Source organism: Oceanobacillus sp. M65, from assembly GCF_052246275.1.
Classification (GTDB): domain Bacteria; phylum Bacillota; class Bacilli; order Bacillales; family Amphibacillaceae; genus Oceanobacillus_B; species Oceanobacillus_B jordanicus.
On sequence record NZ_JBQQCJ010000002.1, the window covers coordinates 829,526 to 850,281 of the forward strand.

The window sequence follows — 20,756 nt, forward strand, 5'->3', positions numbered from 1 at the left end:
AGGATTGGTTAGCCAGTCCTTTGATTATTCTTTGAGAAAACGGGTGAGAAAATGTCCATGAAGAGATGGCTGCTTCTTATCGGCCTACTTTGTACACTATGCAGTTGTGGAAACGAATCAGCACTTGAACCATCCAAAAATAAAAACGAGGCACTTGATTTAACTCATATTTCGACAAAAGATCAAAATACGAGTCAGCAACAGGCAAACCAGGCAAAAGCAGCCTTAAGTAATTATAAGGAAATCACGGCAATTAAAGCTGTTAATACATCGAAGCAATTAATTATAGCCGTACAAGTGGAACAAAACCAACGTTTAAAACTTGCTAAAATACGAAAACAACTTAGTAAAGAAATGAAAGAAATGTTTCCTGATTTAAAGGTGGAACTAACTACAGATAAAAAGATTGCGATTGAGTTAGAGAAACTGGAAGAAAAACTAAAATCAGGTTCGATGTCCAAGAAAAGTATGGAGAAACGTGTAAAGAAAATTGTAGACCTCTCCAAAGAACAGACTTAACGAAATGAGTGAAGCGAAATGGCAGATAAAAAGAAAAAAAAATTACCACCTGAAGCTCAGAACTACCAGGCATTTCAACAAGATCGCGAAGTAAAGCGTCCCGTATTATTAAATTGTCTTAAGGCGTTCCTTGTTGGAGGTTTCATATGCTTTATCGGCCAATTAATTTCAACCTTTTATGTATATTATTTTAATTTCACCGAGCAAACTGCTGGTAATCCGACAACTGCTACGTTAATTTTTATAACTATGCTACTTACAGGGTTTGGCATTTACGATAGAATTGGCCAATTCGCCGGGGCAGGCTCTGCTGTACCTGTTACAGGTTTCGGTAATGCAGTGATCTCGTCCGCGATTGAATACAAAACAGAAGGATTTATTTTAGGTGTGGGTAGTAACATGCTTAAGCTTGCCGGTCCTGTCATTGTATATGGCGTATTTTCTGCTTTCGTTATCGCATTGATAAAGACCCTTTTAATAAAATGGGGGGTAATCTAATGTTACAAGGTCATCAGACTTGGGTTTTTGAGAATAAACCAACCATCATTTCTACTGGTGTTGTGGGAGGGCCATTTGAAGCCAAAGGAAGTATCCCAGAGGACTTTGATATCCTTCATGAAGATATGTGGCTAAAGCAGGATTCTTTTGAAAAAGCACAACAAATGCTTATGGAAGAATCATGTCAAGTAGCGTTGAAAAAAAGCAGTATTGAAAAAGAACAGGTACAGTTTTTTATTAGTGGAGATTTAATTAATCAAATAACACCTACAAGCTTTACTGCAAAAACCATAGGCATCCCCTACCTTGGTATATTCAGTGCCTGTGCAACATCTGCAGAAAGCCTTGCCCTTTCAGCATATTTTATTAATAGTGGTGGTGCTGATTATATACTTAGTGGTACTTCTAGTCACAATGCTACGGCTGAAAAACAATTCCGCTACCCTACTGAATACGGAGGACAAAAGCCCCCTACTTCTCAATGGACTGTGACGGGAGCTGGGTGTGCGCTTGTTGCTAAAGAAGGCTCCGGCCCTGTTGTTACCTCTGCAACAATTGGAAAAATTGTTGATATGGGAATTACAGATCCCTTTAACATGGGAGGAGCTATGGCAGCTGCCGCTGTAAATACGATAGAAACCCATTTTAAGGATAGAAATATTGATCCTTCTTACTATGATCTTATTGTTACAGGCGACCTAGGCCATATTGGAAGAGAGGTTTCGCTAGACCTGCTTAAACAAAGGGGTTTATCGATTAGAGAAGACCAGTATGTGGATTGTGGGTTAACCATCTACAGAGAAGGACAACCAGTTCTGGCTGGAGCTAGTGGACCAGCGTGTTCGGCTGTTGTAACGTATGGGCATTTTTTGAACAAGCTTAAAAGAGGAGAGATTAAACGAATGTTGCTTGTGGCTACAGGGTCCTTACATTCCCCGCTAAGCATCCAACAAAAGGACCCTATACCATGTATTGCACATGCAGTTTCCATTGAGTCAGGAAGTGATGCAACATGATTTTCTTCTGGGCATTTGTTATCGGTGGCGCCATATGTGTAATCGGTCAAATTTTATTTGATGTATTTAAAATGAACCCTGGACAAACGTTAACCATCCTCGTTATAGCTGGAGCAGTTTTGGACGGAATTGGCCTATACGAGCCACTAATTGATTTTGCTGGCGCTGGAGCAACTGTTCCAATTACAAGTTTCGGTAATTCACTGGTACATGGTGCCATGCAAGAAGCAGAAAAACATGGGCTAGTTGGTGTTGTCACAGGAATGTTCGAAGTAACCAGTGCGGGTATTTCTGCTGCTATTGTATTTGGCGTAATTGGGGCCATTATCTTTAAACCAAAGGGATAGGAGGTGTAATCATGACAGTAGGATCCCAGGTTAAAACATGTTTCTCTTCTATAAAGAGTGTTGAAGCATCCTTGCAAATGCTTGCCGAGAAAACATATGAACAAAATTCCTATCAAGCGTTCAAGGATGCAGAAGCCATTATAACCGAAGTAAAAAACGATTTGCAGAAACAGGTCATTATGCTGAGCAAGGAAGAACCACAATACAACTAAGTTAACCGAGGAAGGAAGAAAACGAGATGCCAGATTGGGTCATAGTTATCGGAAAGTCACTTCTTCTCATTACTATTTTATTTTTTCTAACCAAATGGCTCGGAAAAAAACAACTCTCACAGCTTAATATATTTGAGTATATTTCTGGAATCGTGTTGGGTGGCATTGTCGCGATCCATACAATTGAGCCAGATAGTAACATTTTAAATGGTTTAGTCGCCATGGCAGTATGGTTTCTCGTCCCCTATGCAGTAGAGTATATCTCCTTAAAAAGTAAGTCATTCCGTAATTTTACTGAGGGTAAAAGTACTGTTTTTATTCAGGATGGTAAAATAATGGAAGATAACCTCAAGAAGGAAGGTTATTCTACAGACGACCTGCTAGAAAAATTACGTGATAACAATGTATTTCTTGCTTCAGATGTAGAATTTGCTGTTTTAGAACCTTCTGGTACGTTAAGCGTCCTACCTAAAAAGGAAAATCAGCCTCTGACTGCGAAAGACCTTGGTTTGAAGCTAGCTCCACAGAAAGAACCGCAGGCTGTTATTATGGATGGTAAAGTATTATTAGAACCATTGGCAAATCTATCCTTAAACACGAACTGGCTTGAGACAGAGTTAGATAAAATGAGTGTAAGTATTGAAAACGTCTTTCTCGCACAAGCAGATAATGATGGCCAATTGACAGTGGATCTTTATGACGACAAGATTGCAGTCGCTGAGCCTACTGAGAAGCCATTATTATTGGCTACGATGAAAAAGTGTCAGGCCGATTTGGAGCTTTTTTCCTTAGCAACGAAAAATGAAGAGGCAAAAAAAATGTATGAAAAGAACAGCAAAAAACTGCAGACCGCAATTGACCTTGTCCAATTTCACCTCAAATAGCCTTTTACCAACTCGTCTTTTTCGTGTACAATGAAGAACGGCATTCTTGCAATTACACGAAAAGGACTGAACAGAAATGAAAGAAAAATTAAAAGCATATCGTTTCCCTCTTATTCTCCTTTCTTCAATTATTATTGGCTCCATTATTGGATTGGTCTTTGGGGAAGATGCTACCGTTATTAAACCATTAGGAGACTTATTCATAAATTTACTATTTATGATCGTAATCCCTCTCGTATTCTTTACTATATCCTCCGCCATTGCGAGCATGGATAGTATGAAGCGATTAGGTAAAATCATGAGCTCCATGATGGGCGTGTTTATCGTTACAGGAATTATTGCAGCTGTCTTCATGCTTGTAGCTACCGTGATTTTTGAGCCAGGTCAAGGTGTTGATATTCCTTTAGAAACTCCTGAAAACACAGAGGATTTGACGCTCTCTGAACAACTAGTAAATACATTTACGGTATCTGACTTTGTAGATCTATTCTCTCGTCAAAACATGCTTGCACTTATTATATTCTCTGTTTTAGTAGGTATATCAACCGCATTAACTGGTGAGAAATCAAAAGGGTTTAGCAAATTCTTGACAAGTGGATCTGAAGTATTTATGAAGCTTGTTCAGCTTGTCATGTATTATGCTCCAATTGGATTGGGTGCATATTTCGCTTCTTTGATTGGAGAGTTTGGTGCTGATTTAATTGGGGATTACGCAAAAGCAGTGATCGTTTATTATCCAGTAGCAGTACTGTACTTTGCGATTGGCTTTACTCTATACGCATTTATAGCTGGTGGGAAGCTTGGAGTAATCCGTTTTTGGAAAAACATCCTCTCCCCTGCAGCAACGTCTCTAGGAACAGGCAGCAGTATTGCTTCCCTTCCTGTTAACCTACAGGCAGCGAAACGAATTGGTGTACCAAAAGATGTAAGGGAAACGATCTTACCTTTAGGCGCCACCATTCATATGGATGGTTCCTGCCTCTCTGCTATGTTAAAGATTGCTTTTGTATTTGGTGTCTTTAACATGGACTTTAGTGGTTGGGATACATTTTTAACGGCGATCGGCATTTGTCTGCTGTCCGGGATCGTAATGAGTGGGATTCCAGGAGGCGGATTTATGGGTGAAATGATGATCATTAGCTTGTACGGACTGCCGTTGGAAGCATTGCCAATTATTTCGGCAATTGGAGTAGTAGTTGACCCACCGGCAACGATGGTAAATGTTACTGGTGATACTGTCTCCAGTATGCTTGTTACAAGGCAGATAGAAGGTAAAGATTGGATAAAACAAGCTGAGGTATAAACAAAAAACAAGACCTATCTTATAACCAAAAGAAAGAGAATCATATCGTAGCACTAGTTGGCTACTCATGATTCTCTTTCTTTTTTCATATAATACTTCCTTCTATAGGTTTATGGCTATCTTGCCGAATTGTTTATTAACCTCAAGATATTCAAATGCCTCTTGCATATTGTCTATTGCAAATGTCTTGTCGACGATAGGATGCATATTAAAGTTTTTCATATGATCCAAGAGCGCTCTCAATTCCTGTCTACTTCCCATTGTAGAGCCAAACAGCTGGTATTGCCCATAGAAAAAGGAACGAAGATCGAAGTCGATGGTATCCTCTGTCGTGGCACCAAAAATAACCATGCGTCCACCTTTTTTTAATACATCCAAAGAACGTTTAAAGGTAGCGCGCCCCACACTATCAATCACGAGATCAACTGTTTCGTTCTCTAATTGTTTTACCCAATCTTCGCTATCAAGCAAGACAACATCTGCTCCTAATGATTTTGCTTTTTCAAGCTTTTCTTCGCTTCTTGACGTAACAATTACCCGTGCTCCAACGTTTTTAGCGAATGAAATAAGATAAGTAGACACACCACTTCCAGCACCTGGAATAAATACAGTTTCCCCTTCTTTAATCTGACCTTTTGTAAACAATGCTCTATATCCTGTAAGGGCTGATAAAGCGAGAACTCCTGCTTCCTCCCAAGATAAATGAGATGGTTTTTGTTCCACTTGTTCACTGGATATAACCATTTTTTCGGCGAAGGTTCCATGGTCAGGCATACCTAAGATATCAAATTCTGCTGGTGGAGCATCACTATTCTCATACCAACGCAAACCAGGATTGATGATAACTTCGTCACCTTCTTTAACATTTTGAACTCCTTCGCCAATTGATTCGATTATACCCGCTCCATCTGAGCCAAGAATCAATGCTTCTTTATCCTCTCCGCGCCGATTTGGAATGTAAAGATCACGTCTGTTTAAACCAGCCACTTTTAGGGCCACCAAAACCTGTCCTTCCCCTGCGGTTGGTGTTTCCATATCCTTTACTTTTAACTCGCCATATTCATGTACAAATGCTTTCAATTGCTTTTTCCCCTTTCCACGTATGTACTAAATTTCGATAATTGTGCCTTCGTAATAATATCCTCTGTAAACAATGGGACAAACATAAGGTGTTGGCTCTGAAATTCTTGCTTTATTTTTGAAATGTATTGTTTCTCATGTTTCCTGCGTTTTTCATAAAATGTCCCTTCCACTTCGTTAGGTAATAGTTTATTTACCACTAAGGTATTCACAGAGAGTTGATACTTTTCTAGTAACTCTATCGCCTTTTTTGTTTCAAGTATAGGAAGTTTTTCTGGATTTAATACAAAAATGAATTCCGTCTTTCTTGGGTTTAGCAATATTTCCCTTGCCTGATAGAACCGCTCCTGCCTTGCTTTAAGCACCTCGTATATAGGATCATCTACCGGTTCACCGTCATGTAATAATCTGGAATAATTTTCATTCGTTTTTTGTCTCTTTTGTAGCAGACCATCAATCCATACACCCATCAACTCAGGAAGAGAAAGCAGGCGAATGGTATGTCCTGTTGGAGCAGTATCAAAAACTATTTTATCAAAATTCGCCCTCTCTTCCAAAATAATTGAAATTAATTTTTCAAATAAGGCTGCTTCCTCCGCTCCTGGTGAAGCCTTAGCGGTATCAAGCTGACGATTCACCTCATCTATCATTCCTACATGTACGATACCCTTAATCGTTGATTTCACACGTTGAATGTAAGAGGATGCCTCATAATCAGGGTCAATTTCGATTGCTGTTAAGAATTTGGAAAGGCGTTTCATGGCTCCACCTATTTTCTGATCAAATATATCACCTGTATTATGGGCCGGGTCTGTTGATACAAGTAATGTTCTGATACCTTTTTCAGCAAAACTCCAAGCTAAGGCAGCAGCTGTCGTGGACTTCCCCACTCCTCCTTTTCCACCAATAAAGATGATCTCCTTTTCTGTGTTCATATAGCACCTCCTATTCTATTTTAACAACAACGAATCCCTGATAAGGGGGAGTTTTCCATGCCCATGCGCAAGTGCCAATCATGAAACTTCTCTATTATGTGTGGATAAAGTTCTAGCGTATAGTAAAACACTGGGTTAGGGATGCCAATCATTTCAGAGTATAGTAGTAGCAGAAAAAGATCTTCTTCCTTTCTTAGTTCTCTGGCAATTTCCTGCCGATGCGGTGTACTAAGCACTTCCTCATAAAATGCAATTGCTTTCTTTAGCTTGCCTAGCATTCTATCCCCTCCCTTTAGTATGAAGTTCTATGCTTAATTGCTATGGTGAAATACAAAAAGGAGCTAACTAGCTCCTTTTTGTCATCACACTCAGTTGCTAATTATTCATCTTCTGTTGAATTGATAATCGGTTTTGTTAACACATTAAAGGCCGTTAGGATAATCCAGACAGCAAACACAAAAATAATAGCGCCGAGTACGAACAATAGTGTGTTTGCGTCATTTCCTGCCCATGACCATTCAAACACCACCTGCTGGAACATTGCGTATAGCGTCATAAACATAAGGAAAATCATAGGTATTAACACCACTGCATAGTTTCTCCCTTGCCTCCTGAGCCATACGGCTATTAACATCAAGCTGATGCCTGCTAGTAACTGGTTAGCTGTACCAAATAAAGGCCATAGCTGATAACCACCAGACCCAAACCCTTTCGGCCCTTCTGGCAATAGTACAAGAGCAGCACTAGACACAACAGCTACCGTTGTAGCAACATGCTTTTTGGTTAACGCTGGAACTTTGTATTCTACACCAAGCTCAGAAATAATGTAGCGCATTAATCGTACAGAAGTATCGAGCGTGGTTGCAGCAAAGCTTACAACAATGATCGATACAATGGTTGTAGCAATATCTGCCGGTAACCCGACTCCCGAGGCTAAGTTTGCGGCGCCTTCAATAAACACTCCCAATCCTGCACCATTTGCATCTGTAAAACTGGCATAAGTAGCAAAGAAATCATCTTTATTCGCAAAAAATGTAGCCACCGCAATAATCGAAATAAGTGCAAGAATTCCTTCTCCAACTGCACCAAAATAGCCAACAAAGCGTGCATCTGTTTCTTTATTTAATTGTTTAGAAGAAGTGCCAGAGGAAACCAATCCATGAAAACCAGAGATCGCACCACAGGCTATTGTAATAAATAATAATGGAAGCAATGATTTGTCAGGATTTGCGTTTGTGACAGGAGCCGTCATTTCTGGATTCAAAAATATTAATCCAAGATATAAGATTCCAAGACCTACAACAAGCTGGTGTGAATTAATAAAGTCTCTTGGTTGCAAGAGTTTCCAAACCGGTAGTGTTGAGGCAATGTATACATAGACCATTAAGATGACAATCCAGATGAGAAATGCTGAAGAAGTGGCACCAAGTCCAAACAGTCCACTTGCCCCCTCTCCGCCAAAGTATTTAACCAAGTCAATTTGTAAGAAACCTACTTTGCTAGCCAATATAGCCGTGGCATACATAACACCAAGCGCCAAAAGAGATGGAATGAGCATCCGTTTATTCCGTTTGAATACTGCATATCCAATCCAAATAGCTAATGGAATTTGAATAAACACTGGTAGAACACTAGCCGGATAGGAGATAAATAGATTTGAAATCACCCAGGCAAAAACTGCGTTTACCATTAATACTAGAATTAATATGATAAACAAAAATAATATCTTGGCACGCTGTCCAACTAGTCTGTGTGCTAATGTTCCAACAGACTGGCCCTTATTCCGCACAGAGAGAACTAATGTACCGAAGTCATGGACCCCTGCAGCAAAAACGGTCCCTAGTATCACCCATAAAAACGCTGGAAGCCAGCCCCAATAGACAGCGATTGCTGGTCCTAGTATGGGAGCAGCCCCCGCAACAGAGGTGAAATGATGCCCCCATAAGACGAACTTATTTGTAGGAACAAAATCCACCCCGTCCTTATAACGGTGTGCAGGTGTTACATAATTCGGATCGAGCCTGAAGATTTTTTCTGCTACAAACTTGGAATAATATCTGTAGCCAAGAGCAAAAATGACCATACCAATAAGTGCAACTAAAATACCTGACATACCTTATTCCTCCTATACTAAGTAGTTAACACACCTTCGAAAAGAATATATGGACGTGTTTCTTTAATCCATATGTGAAAGCGCTTTGATTTAGTATGGTTTTATATGGCTTTTTAGAATATTTCAGTGCTCAAATGGTAGTTTATGGGATTTGCAAAACGTAGAAGATTTATCTGTTGTTAATGCAGATTACAAATCTATTGTCGTAGGGTTAAAAGTAGACAACAAAGAAATTTTTACTTCTATGAAATTCCGAAAATGAGGAAAGAAGAATTTTAAACAAAAAAGCCGGACAATAACTTGAATTATCTACGATAAAATTCGAGTTTGTCCGGCGATTACATTTTTATAGATATCTGAAACACCATTCAGCGGAAGAAAATACTTCCATTTGACATAGCGTTCTTTGCTAATGAGAACATATGGCCCAGCGTAATAACTTTAGTAAAGCTTTCCTTGTTTAAATAAGATTGTGGAGAGTTTCATTACAGAGTGGATGTAACAATTTTGCCTTAGTGGAAACGCGTCTCCAAAATACTGCGGATACACTGTTTCAAAGGTGTGTTGCATTTTATCATATAATTTCTCGTAAACTTGCTCTTCACTATAAAATTGCGTTTCTCTCCCTTGTAGCCACTCAAAATAGGAAACGATAACACCACCAGCATTTGCCAAAATATCCGGGATAACAACTACCCCTTTTTCACTGAGATAGCTGTCGGCTTCCCCTGTAATTGGCGCATTCGCTCCCTCAACAATAATCTTTGCTTTCATTTGCTTCATATTTTCCTGGTGGATTTGCCCACCAAGTGCAGCCAATACTAATATGTCTGTATCCATTGTAAGCAAGTCGTCCCTATCGCAAATAGTGGCTTTCACATTGGCCTCTTCCAGGCTTTCTTTATCTATTGGAAGATCACCATTATTCGATTTTGTATACTTTATCAATTCTGGAATATCTAGCCCATCAGCATTATGCAATGTCACGTTTCTATCACTGACAGCTACTACTTTATTGTTCAAAAAGTTACACTTATTTGCTTCAGCTGCTACGACAGATCCAACATTTCCGAAACCTTGTATAGCAATTTTAAGGGACTTGTCTTTATGATCAAGGACAGTTTTAGCAAAAATATTATCCCGTTCGTTTAACCATTTATACTTATCTTTTGTAAAATCATGTAGCATATAGCGAAGGGAGAAATAGACTCCCTTTCCCGTCGCCTGTCTTCTCCCCAAAGAGCCACCGTTTACAACACTTTTACCAGTAAAACTACCTCTATACTTCATACCTGGATGGATGCTCTTGTATTCTCCCATCATCCAGTCCATTTCCCGTTCTCCTGATCCGACGTCAGGCGCCGGTATATCTTTTTCCGGACCAATGATCTGACTGAAATATTGGACATATTTTCTACAGATTTGATTTAGTTCTTTCACCTTAAATTTTCTTGGATCAATTACCACTCCGCCCTTCCCTCCTCCAAAGGGAACTTCATGCAAGGCGTTTTTTAACGTCATTAAGGCAGCAAGGTTACTTACTTCTTCTTCCTCAACAGACTCATGAAAACGAATACCTCCTTTATAAGGTCCTATAATATTATTATGTTGGACACGAAATGCCGGTATCCGAGTCACTTTGCCATCCTCTAACGCGATTCTAAGGAATGATTTATGAATATGATTAGGGGTGGACAAGATAGAGGTGAGAGAAGTAAATGCTTTTTTTCTTGTTTCTCCAGAAATTTCTGGTAAAAATGATTGATCATCAAGCAATGCATCTAGAGATTGTTCGATGATAGTAGAAGTATTGCTTCCCATTTTAGTTCCTCCTGACTAAGATTTGCCAAATGAGGTATAGATCAGCCACCTGCAGGGGGCATGCCAGAAACCGATAGCAGTGCTGCCTTTTGGTTTATGCTCCTTCACCTAAGTAATTGGCGACTGATACAAGCCCCACTTTTTTACGATTCTAACAAATCCAGCCTCAAAGGACCATGAAAACGGTTTATCACCAAAGAAAAATAGCGAAAAGTGTTGCTGCTAGAAGACCAATTATGACTGGAATAAAATTTTTGCGAACGAGCTCCATTACAGAAATACCACAAAAACCTGCGATTGCAATAAGCGATGACCAGGCTACAATTGTTCCTCCCCCCGTCCAAATAGACCCCATTTGCCCAATAGCTGCTAATGTAGCAGCATCAATTGAACCGTTTTCCAACGATGCAGCTAAGGCGCCTGTGAGCGGTAGACCGGAGAATCCCGAACCATCCAAACCTGTAATAATCCCAATGATTAAGATACTTAGCGCAGCAAGAAGGGCATTTTCAGGTAAAAAAGTCTGGCTAGTTTGCACAAGGTCAAACAGAAACGCTGGTTGACTCTCCTCCATTCCTAAAATACTTCCTGAGAAGTCCGAGCTTCCTAGAAAAAAGAAACCAGCAATTGGTATAACTGGGCCCATTGCCTTAAAGGCAAACACAAAACCATCCGTTATATGTGTTGTTATATAATCAAGGGAATGCTGTTTACCAAAGGCTACAGTTGAGAGTAGTAAAAGAATGACTGCTACTCCACCGACAAAGGCAGCTCCATCTCCCCCTTCAAGTCCACTCATTCTTCCAGATAGCAGTTTTTCATATACCATATAAATAACAACACCTAACAGTGTTAGTGGTACAACCACTGCAAATATTTTACTCCACGCGGTTAAATTTTTCGTATGTGCCTTATTCGTCGTCTCTTTTACGGATTGCATTTGCTCCAATTCTAATTCAATTAATGGATCATTTCTATGACGTATTGTTTTCCGGTACAACAAGTAAGCTAACGCAATGGCGATGACACCAGCAATGACAGACAATACAAGGGCACGATCAGCCACTATAGCTGTCTCAATCCCGGCCGCTGTAGCTGATAAGCTTGGTGCTACCTGTACAATATAATCCGACGATAATGCCATTCCTTGACCAGCAAGCGCAATGGCAACTGCTGCCATCATAACCGGCAAACCCGCTCTAATAGCCGCTGGTACTAGCAATGCGCAAATTAATGGGACAGCAGGAGTTGGCCAGAAAAATAATGATATGACATACGTGATAACTGCTAGGACAAAAAAGGAAATATGCCCATTTATCATCATTTTTTGGATGGGTTGGATCATTCGTTTATCTGCACCTAAATCACGTAATGAATGTAAAAGCGCAAGCATGAATGTGATGATTAGGAAAATACTAAACAGTTCCTGTGCAGCAATTAGGTTCGCATTAAAAATGGCTTTAAAGCCTGCTACAAGGTTTCCATTGTACACCCACGCTACAATGAACGTTCCGAGTAATGTTGGTAATACAACCCCTTTTCGAAAAATCATCGTTCCAATAATCAATAAAGTAAACAGTCCATATATCCAATGAGAAATGGTAAGTTCCATCCTACATCTTCCTCTCAATAATGGTTGTATAGCCTATGCATTAAGGGAATGTTTAGTTCTTTGGTTACCGGGAATATAAAAACCATAGAACATTATTAGGAGGTAGAAAAAGATGAAACCATTTATCAAAGAATATACAAATGACGAAGTATTAAAAACAGATGTGAGTATTTTAAAAGACAAAGGGATTAACAAAGATGATGTTTATGTATTGTCCCACGATGACGACCGTACGAAACGAATTGCTGGAAGTGTTGATGCCAACACAATCGGCATAAAGGAAATGGATTTTGGGAACGCAGTCGGAAACTTATTTAATAGTAAAGGTGACGAGCTGCGCTCGAAACTTCAGGAGGTAGGTTTCTCTCAAGCAGAAGCTGAAAATTATGAAGAGGATATGGACGAAGGAAAAGTATTACTAATTGTAACAAACAACGAAAATGCAGCTAGCTACTTAATGTAGTCTTATTACAAAGTCGTTTGTCTTAAGGCTAAAAAACGAGCATGCCAACCAATAATCTAGTTGGCATGCTCGTTTTGTATGTGGTAAAGAAGGTAGTCTCCCTTAATAAGAGAGACCACCCACATGTGAGCGGAATACTTTCTTAATTCGTATTCATTAATGTCCTTGGCTGTTTGTGAAATAAGAAAAAGACAAGTATAGCACTAAGCAGGAAAGCAGGCAGCATGTAAGAGCCATTATATAATAAGGAATACAGCCATACTGGTTGCCCTTCTATTGCTGACTCAAAAAATGTAACTCCTGCAATATAATGTGCACCAAAGCGTAGGATTGATCCTAGAAACACTCCTGCCACTATATATCCCAAATACTTCTTAGTTTGCCCTTTTTGCAGAGCTTGTTGAATTTTTTTAGAAAACATACCTGCAAACCCTAATACAGTAAATGCTACAGCATAGTCAAAAAATCCTTGAAGTGGGTATAATACATAAGCAGTACCTACGGCAATTTGTAACATGCCCCAAAGAAAGCCTGCCAATAAGCCTCCCTTAACTCCCCAACGAAAAGCCACAATAAAAATAGGAATCATAGCAAAGGATATTGATCCTCCTTGGGCCCATATCTTAAATGATAAAAATGGAATAATATCCAACAAAAGTGCAAAGGCAGCAAATATGGCTACCTCAACTAAAAATAATGTGCGTTTTCTATTCATTTCTCTCTCCCCTTTTTAAAGCGAATTTTAAACAAACAAAAAAAGCAATGCCAAGGGGAAGACTTCCTGATGGGAATCCGCTCACATTGCTTTTATTCCATCAAAAAAGCCACCATCCCTACGTTAGTACTAACTAACAGGTTCAAAGGGTAAGAACATCACTGTTCACTCTCAGCCATTGGCTCCCCCTGTAGGCTTTTCAAACTATGCTTTTTTTATTAATTTCATTGTAACCCACATTCTGTAGGCTTACAACTATTGTGTAAGCTCGATAAATTCCTCAACATCCTTCACACATAATTGAATAGCTGCTTCCCAGAAATCAGGTTTCGTTAAGTCGACATTCATATGCTTCATGGCAAGATCCTCCACATTCATTCTACCAGTGTCACGTAGCAACGAAATGTATGCATCCTCAAAGTTTTCCCCTTGTTCTTTGGCGGCAGCATAAATTCCAAGGCTGAATAAATACCCAAAGGTGTACGGGAAGTTATAGAATGGAACACCCGTAATATGGAAATGTAGTTTAGAAGACCAGAAATTAGGATCATATTCATCCAGTGCATCCTGATAAGCTTCCTTCTGGGCCTCTACCATGATCTCATTCAGGCGGTTAACCGATACAAGCCCTTCTTTTCTTTCTTCATAAAAACGGTTCTCAAAGATAAAACGTGCATGTATATTCATGAAGAATGCTACACTACGTTGAATTTTATCTTCAAGCAGTCCGATTTTCTCTTCTTTATTTTGTGCATTTTTAACCGAAGCATCTGCTACAATCATTTCAGCGAACGTGGAAGCTGTCTCCGCAACATTCATCGCATAACGCTGATTTAACCCATTCACATCATTCATAACATGCTGGTGATAGGCATGGCCTAGTTCATGAGCCAAAGTAGCAATATTTGAAGACGTCCCAGAGAATGTCATAAAGATTCTAGTTTGCTCACTATCAGGGAAGCTTGTACAGAACCCACCAGGTCGCTTGCCAGCACGGTCTTCTGCCTCAATCCAGCGTTTGTCAAAGGCCATTTGAGCAAAGTCGGCCATTTTGGGACTGAATTTACCGAAATGGTCTACAATAAACTTACTGGCCTCAGTATAGCTCGATTTTTTCACAGTATTTGTTAATGGTGCTCCAATATCATACATCCTCATTTTTTCTAGCCCAAGAAGGTCTGCTTTTTTCTCTAAATATTTAACAAAGTGCTTTTTATTATTCGAAATAGCTGTCCACATTGCGTCAAGTGTTTCCTGCTTCATTCGGTTAATTGCAAGTGGCTCCTTAAGAACACTCTTCCAATTACGATGCTTATAAGTTTGCAGTCGGAATCCAGCTAAATGGTTTAATGTCTGACCAAAAAGGGCAGATTGTTCCTTCCATGCCTCCCCCAGCTTATCAAAAACAGCCTTTCTTACTTTACGATCTGGATGACCTAATTTATTAGATGCCTGCCCGACAGATAGAGACTTCACTTTATTATCTTCTTCTACTTCCACTGTCATTTTTCCAACGATTGTATCATACATTTGACTCCAGCCGTGATAACCATCAACTCCAAGATCATTGATTAGCACTTCCTGTTCAACAGATAGAAGCTCCTTTGCCTGTTCTCTGTATTCGTTAAGGACAAAGGAAAGCTCCGCTAAACCATCATGCTGAAGTAATGTAACCCATGTGGTATCTTCTATGGCAACTAGCTTTTGTACGAACTTCGACATGATGGCATCTAATTCTGCCCGCAATTCGCTACGTTTACCAACTAGAAGACTTGCTTTCTCGTCCGTTACATCCTGTGCGCTTAGACAACTGATAAACGCGGAAGCTTCTCTTAACTTTTTCATTACACTCTCAAGCTCGTTTACTACACCAGTTAACTGTTCTGCTTCCACATTACCATCTTCTGGAGTAAATGCCTCTACTTCAGCTGAGAATGTTTCTTTATCCTTTTCAATGTCTTTAAGATATGTACGAAATGCTTCTGAATCGCTTCCCCCTGGAAAAATCACATCTAAATCCCATGTTGGGTTATACGTTTGTTGCATAAAATATCTCCTCATTCCATCATTTATATTTGTTTCATTTTACCCTATCTTTTTATTATAACGAAAAATGAAATAATTTTCATCTTGAAGAATTTTCTTTTTTCAAGAAATTTAGCAAATTTCGATTTAGGGTGTTCAAAAATAGCGCTCATTATCTTGAAAGATAACAAAGGCTCCCCAAGCGGGTGCTCAGGGAGTAATGATTATTTCGTTTTCTTTGTTAGCTTCGTTAACCCATTATTCTCAAGCGTTTTCCTTTGTTGCTTACCTTTTTCTGTAATGTAATTATTTTTAAACCACGCAATGAGTGAAGATACCATCGTAAACGTTACTGCAACAAACTGCTCTACTAATTCACTATCAATTGGTAAAGGGGATTTGCCAAATATGACGAGCGTTTGATTAATAAGGGCAACGAATAAAACAAATGATCGAATTAGAGTACCTCTGTCCACTTATTTCCCCTCCTGTCTTTACTCCATACTACGATTTCGCTTAGCAATTGGAACGGCAAACTATTGGGTAAAAGAAAAATAGGGAGGATTTTTATTACTTGACAATACAAGTTTATCATTCTATACTAAGTAACATAAAGTAACTTACGTATTAATAACTTACCTTTGGAGGGATTTTTAAGATGACAAGAACAGTATGGAATGTAGACGTAGTACACAGTGAAATTGGCTTCTCCGTAAAACACATGATGATTTCTAAAGCAAAAGGAGTTTTCAAAGAGTTTGATGCTGTTATCGAAGCAGATGTTGAGGACCTTACAGATTCTAAAGTAGAAGTAACGATTGATGTTAATAGCATCGAAACACGTAATAAAGATCGTGACGATCATTTGCGCTCAGGTGATTTCTTCGATGTAGAAAATCATCCTAAAATTACATTTGTTGCAACAGATATTAAGAAAAAATCTGACAGTGAATATGATGTTACTGGCGATTTAACAATTCGCGGAACTACAAAGCCTGTTACGGTTGATGTAGAATTCGAAGGACAAAGTAAAGACCCAATGAGCGGAAATATTGTTGCTGGATTCAGTGGGAAAACAAAAGTAAACCGTAAAGAGTTTGGACTTACATGGAATGCAGCTGTTGAAACAGGTGGCGTTCTAATCGGTGAAGATGTTACAATCAATTTTGAAATTGAAGCACATAAAGCAGAATAATTTAACTTAGAATACAGCAGGTTCCTATAAGGAAGCCTGCTGTTTTGTTCTACTATAGTAGTTATTTAGGAAGATTCACCCGTAAAATGTTCCACAGAGTCTGATGAAAGGATTCTAACAACCATTCTCCCGTCAGTAGCATGTGCTCTGATTAATAATGGTTGATTATATCTGTTTTTAAATACAAAGTCCGGGCCCCACCAACTTACGGTCGCATCTCTTCCATCAGGTACGTAGGGAACACTTCTACTATGGGCGTATCGCTCCAAGATTTGTATACCTTTCAAGTCTACAGCATTAAAAAGGGTGGAGGAAACCTGGCAAATGCCTCCGCCAATATCTTCAGCAAGCTCTCCTTTTACAATGACAGGAGCACGTTTATAACCTCTTTGTGCTGTTCTCTCCCCTACTACATCATTAAAAGAAAAAGATTCACCTGGAAAAACGACGTGACTATCAATTGCTGCCGTGGCTAATGCAATGTTATCAGCCCTCTCTTTATTTCCCTTTTTATAAAAGGTGGTATAGCTTCCCAGTTCTTTTGTCTGTATTTCTTTGAGCAATGATTGATCAACTTTGGGGTATACCGGCATAGTTGGGACCGTAATATGCTTCATATCCTGCTCATAATAAGCACTTCGAAATAATACTTGAAAGGCTTCTTTATCCAACATCCTGCCAGGTACCTCTGTAATGAGTTCATTATTCTCTGACCAATGGGCATTTTTCGGTTCAATGGCAACCTTCTTTTCTAATTCACTTATCAATGCCTGCAATTTAACTTCATCAATAAATGGCGTTTCTTGAAAGGGATAGAGTCCGTATTGGCTGATTTCTACCTTATCAAGTTTCACGTTACCTATAGCAAACACATTTGAAGCCATACAACTTAATAAAAATACAAGAAGTAAAAGAATACGCATATCGCCAACCTCCTTCACTTAGTATGAGGAAAGAGGTTGTAATACATTCCTTTATTTAAAAAAGGTAAATAAAAAAGGCGAGCAGTGCAAGCGTAATCGTTATCGAGTAGATCCAGATTTGGGTACGTACATTTGATTTCAAAGAGGTAGATTCATATTCTAAAGAACGGGACAATTGGTCTTCAATCGTGTCCCCTTCTTCTTCATACTTTTTCATTTTTCGCTCCTCTTGCTTTAGTGCAAAGAACGTTCCCAATATTGCAAGTATAAACAGGAAAATTAAAAAGATAATTAAGCCGTTATGCACCTGACTTCCCTCCATAGTAAAAAGCCACCCAGCTAAACTGGATGGCCTTGTATTTATCTAAAATCCCTTGAATCTTCCATGTAGTCACTGAGTAATCTAAACCCTACCAACGAAGCAAGTACAAGTAAAAACCCACATAATGTTTTATTCTTCATTCATTACTACCTCCTCGTAATTATCTCGTTCAATTATGACTATTTTTTTATATTTAGAATGGACGGAACTTACCTTTTTTAAGAACCAGCTTCGCTCCACCAAGTAAGAATAGGGAACGGTTATCTACAACTTTCTTCATAGCTGCAGCTGATTTACCAGAAAGCTTATATCCTGACATAACATTACCAATACCATCAGAGTGTCCAAGTGAAGCTACAGTACCTTTATCACTAAATACAAACTCCTCTACTGGCTGATTTGTGATTAGTGATTTTAGATTTGCTGCAACAACGTCTGCTTCCTGCATTGCCAATTGGGCAGTTGATGGATAAGGACGATCTGCTTCTTTGTTCCATACCCATGAGCAGTCTCCAATAACAAACATGTCCTCTACGCCTTCTGGACGAAGATCACTATTCACGTTAACTTTTCCTTTTACTAGTTCAAAACCAGATTCACCAAGAACAGAGCTAGCTTTTACGCCACCAGTCCAAACGATTGTTCCAGCTTTGATTAATTCTTTGTCATCACCAACAACGAATCCTTCAGATGTAGCTTCAGAAATTGCGGCACCGATTTTAAGCTCAACTCCACGATCTTCTAAAGATTTTTTAGCATAATCTACTAGTTCTTTATCGAACATTGGAAGAATAGAAGGTGCTGCCTCTACGTTAATAATACGGACCTTACTACGGTCAATGTCGTATTTTTTGCATAGCTCTGGTACTTTTTGAGCTAGTTCACCAACAAACTCAATTCCAGTGAAGCCTGCTCCACCAACAAGAATGTTTAAGCTTTCTTCACTTACATTCTCTTCATTATTATATTTGGCGAATTGATATTCAATGTGCTCACTAATTAGACGGCTTGAATCGATGTCTTCAATAGCGAAAGCATGCTCAGCCATCCCTTTAATTCCAAAATCATTGGATTCAAACCCTAGAGCAACGACTAGATAATCGTATTCAATTTCGCTGTTTTCTAGAACAACGCGCTTTTCATCTTTGTTAATTTTAACTACAGAATCGTATACGAGTCTAACGCGATTTGGGCTCACCACATCGCTGATCATCACACGCGCCTGATTCGGGTTAATTGTTCCCGCAGCTACTTCATGCAGCCAAGTTGTTTCATAGTGGTAGTTATGTTTGTTTACCAGTACGATCTCTGCCTGTTCTGCTGTTAATTGTTTTGTTAGTCGTTTTGCTGTAGTAAGACCTGCGTAACCAGCTCCTAGTACAACTATTTTTGGAATGCTTGTACTCATTAAAACTTCCACCTTTCTTGAATATACTCTATAATACAAAAGTTAAAGCGTTCAGAATAATAGATAATATACTTGAATCCTATTCAAGCTCGCTAAAAACTTTTTTATAATACCTTTATAATAGCAAAGATTTATTAAATAGGCTAATAATCAGTTGTATCTATTAGATAACAAAACGTTTTAATAAGGGTTTATATTAAATCTATTAGCCCTTAAATTACTGATTTTCTTTAGCTTTATTGTCTTGTTGAGAATTTGCTTTTTCACCTGGTTTTTCCTCTTTAGGTTCATCATCTTCCTTATCAGAACCTTCCTCTTTTTCGTCATCTGTTGCAGGAGGGTTTTTCACTGGATCATCCTTGTTATCAGAATCTGTTGGCTTCGTATCTTCAACAGGTTTTTCTTCTTTTTCGTCTTCCTCTACTGATTCACTAGGAGATTCCCCTTCTCCCCCTTTATCTTGCTCTGTTTCTTGATCAGTGCCACTATTTGTATTGCCACTATCACTTGATGATTTTTCAGTCTTTTTATCAGTAGTGTTTTCATTTTTGTTACTCTTGTTTCCTTGATTTGTAGAGGAAGATTTCTGGTTATGTGTAGACGCATTTGGGTAAGTAGAAACTGTAGTGCTAGCTTCTGCGTCATCTTCTTCTATAGAAAGTTCTTCCGATTCATCGTCAACCTGTTCATCCTCTGTCTTTTCTACCAACAAGCTTGCTTCTTTCATTGCCTCGACAAACAGGGAACTTTTTTGACGCATTAGCTCCCCTGCAGCCGTGGTTTTTTCTACTGCCGGTTCATCAAATTCATCATTTTCTACGGGGGTAATGATAAGGGCTTCTTCCGCGCCCTTCTCCTCTTCTTTGTCAACTTCTTCGACCTTTTCTTCTTTACCATATTTATCCTGCTTTAGCTCAGATTGGTAAATTCCAGTTATCACAACAGCTACAAATGCTGTTAAGGTGAGCAAATTAATGACAAGTAATTTTTTATTTTTCACAACACCGCTCCCTCACTATATGTATAAAGATGTCAAATTAACACGAACGCTAGTATCTCTTATTATTGTAAGCATATTTGCCTATTATTTACAATGGTTTATACTAATAAAGTGGAAGAATTTTCTGTTTCATACCATCCTTTTATTTAATTGGGCAATAAAAATATACTACCCCACTTTTAGTAGTGTTGCGTACTATTTATCAGTTTCGTTAATGGAGAAAGGGATTGACAGCTAACTATTTATGCGTAATAATAAATAGAATAAATTTTACGGTTACCTTTAATCCAGTCCTGTGAGGCTGGCAAGGTGGAACAGATTAGGTCTGTTAAAAGGATGACCTTTGGGAACAGTTACCCAGTGGC

At 38.9% G+C, this 20,756-nt stretch carries 22 protein-coding genes and 1 riboswitch; of the genes, 9 read left to right on the plus strand and 13 right to left on the minus strand.

All coding sequences use genetic code 11. The features are described 5' to 3' along the window. Positions 1 to 57: 57 nt before the first annotated feature. The 7 genes from ACTWPF_RS11825 to ACTWPF_RS11855 all read left to right on the plus strand — a co-directional run bounded on the left by ACTWPF_RS11825 (position 58) and on the right by ACTWPF_RS11855 (position 4,779). The gene (locus ACTWPF_RS11825) at positions 58 to 519 is read left to right on the plus strand and encodes a hypothetical protein (protein ID WP_443149212.1); all 462 of its coding nucleotides are present in this window, start codon (positions 58 to 60) and stop codon (positions 517 to 519) included. 18 nt (positions 520 to 537) lie between these two features. Further along, entirely contained in the window at positions 538 to 1,017 is a 480-nt protein-coding gene (gene spoVAC, locus ACTWPF_RS11830; protein WP_106896507.1) for a stage V sporulation protein AC, read from the plus strand. After that, positions 1,017 to 2,033 carry a stage V sporulation protein AD gene (spoVAD, locus tag ACTWPF_RS11835; RefSeq protein WP_443149213.1) on the plus strand — a complete coding sequence of 339 codons (1,017 nt, stop codon included), beginning with the start codon at positions 1,017 to 1,019 and terminating at the stop codon, positions 2,031 to 2,033. The genes spoVAC and spoVAD overlap by 1 nt, the downstream gene beginning before the upstream one ends. Next, the gene (gene spoVAE, locus ACTWPF_RS11840; RefSeq protein ID WP_036573440.1) at positions 2,030 to 2,380 is read left to right on the plus strand and encodes a stage V sporulation protein AE; all 351 of its coding nucleotides are present in this window, start codon (positions 2,030 to 2,032) and stop codon (positions 2,378 to 2,380) included. The genes spoVAD and spoVAE overlap by 4 nt, the downstream gene beginning before the upstream one ends. 11 nt (positions 2,381 to 2,391) lie before the next feature. After that, positions 2,392 to 2,592, plus strand: a complete 201-nt coding sequence (locus ACTWPF_RS11845; RefSeq protein WP_106896505.1) for a DUF1657 domain-containing protein — start codon at positions 2,392 to 2,394, stop codon at positions 2,590 to 2,592. Between the two features lie 26 nt (positions 2,593 to 2,618). Then, positions 2,619 to 3,476 carry a DUF421 domain-containing protein gene (locus ACTWPF_RS11850; protein ID WP_443149214.1) on the plus strand — a complete coding sequence of 286 codons (858 nt, stop codon included), beginning with the start codon at positions 2,619 to 2,621 and terminating at the stop codon, positions 3,474 to 3,476. Positions 3,477 to 3,552: 76 nt separating this feature from the next. Next, on the plus strand, positions 3,553 to 4,779 hold the full coding sequence (locus ACTWPF_RS11855) for a dicarboxylate/amino acid:cation symporter (RefSeq protein ID WP_443149215.1): 1,227 nt from the start codon (positions 3,553 to 3,555) through the stop codon (positions 4,777 to 4,779). Between the two features lie 102 nt (positions 4,780 to 4,881). On the opposite strand, the gene ACTWPF_RS11860 is transcribed toward ACTWPF_RS11855, so the two are convergent. The 6 genes from ACTWPF_RS11860 to ACTWPF_RS11885 all read right to left on the minus strand — a co-directional run bounded on the left by ACTWPF_RS11860 (position 4,882) and on the right by ACTWPF_RS11885 (position 12,340). Further along, a complete protein-coding gene (locus ACTWPF_RS11860) occupies positions 4,882 to 5,859 on the minus strand; it encodes a zinc-binding dehydrogenase (RefSeq protein ID WP_106896502.1) in 978 nt (325 codons plus the stop codon). After that, positions 5,856 to 6,794 (minus strand): ArsA family ATPase, encoded by a 939-nt coding sequence (locus ACTWPF_RS11865; protein ID WP_443149216.1) that lies wholly within the window; start codon positions 6,792 to 6,794, stop codon positions 5,856 to 5,858. The genes ACTWPF_RS11860 and ACTWPF_RS11865 overlap by 4 nt, the downstream gene beginning before the upstream one ends. Positions 6,795 to 6,814: 20 nt before the next feature. Further along, positions 6,815 to 7,072 (minus strand): cory-CC-star protein, encoded by a 258-nt coding sequence (locus ACTWPF_RS11870; protein ID WP_443149217.1) that lies wholly within the window; start codon positions 7,070 to 7,072, stop codon positions 6,815 to 6,817. Positions 7,073 to 7,173: 101 nt separating this feature from the next. Further along, entirely contained in the window at positions 7,174 to 8,907 is a 1,734-nt protein-coding gene (locus tag ACTWPF_RS11875; RefSeq protein WP_106896499.1) for a carbon starvation CstA family protein, read from the minus strand. Between the two features lie 441 nt (positions 8,908 to 9,348). Continuing rightward, entirely contained in the window at positions 9,349 to 10,728 is a 1,380-nt protein-coding gene (locus tag ACTWPF_RS11880; RefSeq protein ID WP_443149218.1) for a Glu/Leu/Phe/Val family dehydrogenase, read from the minus strand. A 190-nt stretch (positions 10,729 to 10,918) separates the two neighbouring features. After that, entirely contained in the window at positions 10,919 to 12,340 is a 1,422-nt protein-coding gene (locus ACTWPF_RS11885; RefSeq protein WP_106896497.1) for a hypothetical protein, read from the minus strand. Positions 12,341 to 12,452: 112 nt separating this feature from the next. Here ACTWPF_RS11885 and ACTWPF_RS11890 point away from each other — a divergent pair, with 112 nt between their 5' ends. After that, positions 12,453 to 12,803 (plus strand): general stress protein, encoded by a 351-nt coding sequence (locus tag ACTWPF_RS11890; RefSeq protein ID WP_036573464.1) that lies wholly within the window; start codon positions 12,453 to 12,455, stop codon positions 12,801 to 12,803. A 142-nt stretch (positions 12,804 to 12,945) separates the two neighbouring features. Here ACTWPF_RS11890 and thiT read toward each other — a convergent pair whose 3' ends face one another. From thiT to ACTWPF_RS11905, 3 genes are all read right to left on the minus strand, one after another. Next, complete coding sequence (thiT, locus tag ACTWPF_RS11895; RefSeq protein WP_106896495.1) at positions 12,946 to 13,518, minus strand: energy-coupled thiamine transporter ThiT; 573 nt, start codon at positions 13,516 to 13,518, stop codon at positions 12,946 to 12,948. A 98-nt stretch (positions 13,519 to 13,616) separates the two neighbouring features. Next, a riboswitch (TPP riboswitch) is annotated at positions 13,617 to 13,717 on the minus strand. A 56-nt stretch (positions 13,718 to 13,773) separates the two neighbouring features. Next, positions 13,774 to 15,564: a M3 family oligoendopeptidase gene (locus ACTWPF_RS11900; protein ID WP_443149219.1), complete on the minus strand. Its 1,791-nt coding sequence runs from the start codon at positions 15,562 to 15,564 to the stop codon at positions 13,774 to 13,776. 203 nt (positions 15,565 to 15,767) lie between these two features. After that, on the minus strand, positions 15,768 to 16,019 hold the full coding sequence (locus tag ACTWPF_RS11905; RefSeq protein WP_106896493.1) for a phage holin: 252 nt from the start codon (positions 16,017 to 16,019) through the stop codon (positions 15,768 to 15,770). Positions 16,020 to 16,201: 182 nt separating this feature from the next. Between ACTWPF_RS11905 and ACTWPF_RS11910 the strand changes: the two genes are divergently transcribed. After that, positions 16,202 to 16,738 (plus strand): YceI family protein, encoded by a 537-nt coding sequence (locus ACTWPF_RS11910; protein ID WP_106896492.1) that lies wholly within the window; start codon positions 16,202 to 16,204, stop codon positions 16,736 to 16,738. Positions 16,739 to 16,803: 65 nt separating this feature from the next. On the opposite strand, the gene ACTWPF_RS11915 is transcribed toward ACTWPF_RS11910, so the two are convergent. From ACTWPF_RS11915 to ACTWPF_RS11930, 4 genes are all read right to left on the minus strand, one after another. Continuing rightward, on the minus strand, positions 16,804 to 17,661 hold the full coding sequence (locus tag ACTWPF_RS11915; RefSeq protein ID WP_161465741.1) for a VanW family protein: 858 nt from the start codon (positions 17,659 to 17,661) through the stop codon (positions 16,804 to 16,806). 55 nt (positions 17,662 to 17,716) lie between these two features. Then, positions 17,717 to 17,968 (minus strand): hypothetical protein, encoded by a 252-nt coding sequence (locus ACTWPF_RS11920; protein WP_443149220.1) that lies wholly within the window; start codon positions 17,966 to 17,968, stop codon positions 17,717 to 17,719. Between the two features lie 208 nt (positions 17,969 to 18,176). Continuing rightward, entirely contained in the window at positions 18,177 to 19,391 is a 1,215-nt protein-coding gene (locus ACTWPF_RS11925; RefSeq protein WP_443149221.1) for an NAD(P)/FAD-dependent oxidoreductase, read from the minus strand. A 217-nt stretch (positions 19,392 to 19,608) separates the two neighbouring features. Beyond that, positions 19,609 to 20,391: a hypothetical protein gene (locus tag ACTWPF_RS11930; RefSeq protein WP_443149222.1), complete on the minus strand. Its 783-nt coding sequence runs from the start codon at positions 20,389 to 20,391 to the stop codon at positions 19,609 to 19,611. Positions 20,392 to 20,756: the final 365 nt, after the last annotated feature.

Bases quoted from the DNA above. Each gene is read 5' to 3' on its own strand.
- ACTWPF_RS11885 (WP_106896497.1), bottom strand. From the start codon at position 12,340: ATGGAACTTACCATTTCTCATTGGATATATGGACTGTTTACTTTATTG.
- ACTWPF_RS11825 (WP_443149212.1), top strand. From the start codon at position 58: ATGAAGAGATGGCTGCTTCTTATCGGCCTACTTTGTACACTATGCAGT.
- thiT (WP_106896495.1), bottom strand. From the start codon at position 13,518: ATGAATAGAAAACGCACATTATTTTTAGTTGAGGTAGCCATATTTGCT.
- spoVAE (WP_036573440.1), top strand. From the start codon at position 2,030: ATGATTTTCTTCTGGGCATTTGTTATCGGTGGCGCCATATGTGTAATC.
- ACTWPF_RS11915 (WP_161465741.1), bottom strand. From the start codon at position 17,661: ATGCGTATTCTTTTACTTCTTGTATTTTTATTAAGTTGTATGGCTTCA.
- ACTWPF_RS11910 (WP_106896492.1), top strand. From the start codon at position 16,202: ATGACAAGAACAGTATGGAATGTAGACGTAGTACACAGTGAAATTGGC.
- ACTWPF_RS11890 (WP_036573464.1), top strand. From the start codon at position 12,453: ATGAAACCATTTATCAAAGAATATACAAATGACGAAGTATTAAAAACA.
- ACTWPF_RS11925 (WP_443149221.1), bottom strand. From the start codon at position 19,391: ATGAGTACAAGCATTCCAAAAATAGTTGTACTAGGAGCTGGTTACGCA.
- spoVAC (WP_106896507.1), top strand. From the start codon at position 538: ATGGCAGATAAAAAGAAAAAAAAATTACCACCTGAAGCTCAGAACTAC.
- ACTWPF_RS11880 (WP_443149218.1), bottom strand. From the start codon at position 10,728: ATGGGAAGCAATACTTCTACTATCATCGAACAATCTCTAGATGCATTG.
- ACTWPF_RS11875 (WP_106896499.1), bottom strand. From the start codon at position 8,907: ATGTCAGGTATTTTAGTTGCACTTATTGGTATGGTCATTTTTGCTCTT.
- ACTWPF_RS11900 (WP_443149219.1), bottom strand. From the start codon at position 15,564: ATGCAACAAACGTATAACCCAACATGGGATTTAGATGTGATTTTTCCA.
- ACTWPF_RS11865 (WP_443149216.1), bottom strand. From the start codon at position 6,794: ATGAACACAGAAAAGGAGATCATCTTTATTGGTGGAAAAGGAGGAGTG.
- ACTWPF_RS11870 (WP_443149217.1), bottom strand. From the start codon at position 7,072: ATGCTAGGCAAGCTAAAGAAAGCAATTGCATTTTATGAGGAAGTGCTT.
- ACTWPF_RS11855 (WP_443149215.1), top strand. From the start codon at position 3,553: ATGAAAGAAAAATTAAAAGCATATCGTTTCCCTCTTATTCTCCTTTCT.
- ACTWPF_RS11845 (WP_106896505.1), top strand. From the start codon at position 2,392: ATGACAGTAGGATCCCAGGTTAAAACATGTTTCTCTTCTATAAAGAGT.
- ACTWPF_RS11850 (WP_443149214.1), top strand. From the start codon at position 2,619: ATGCCAGATTGGGTCATAGTTATCGGAAAGTCACTTCTTCTCATTACT.
- spoVAD (WP_443149213.1), top strand. From the start codon at position 1,017: ATGTTACAAGGTCATCAGACTTGGGTTTTTGAGAATAAACCAACCATC.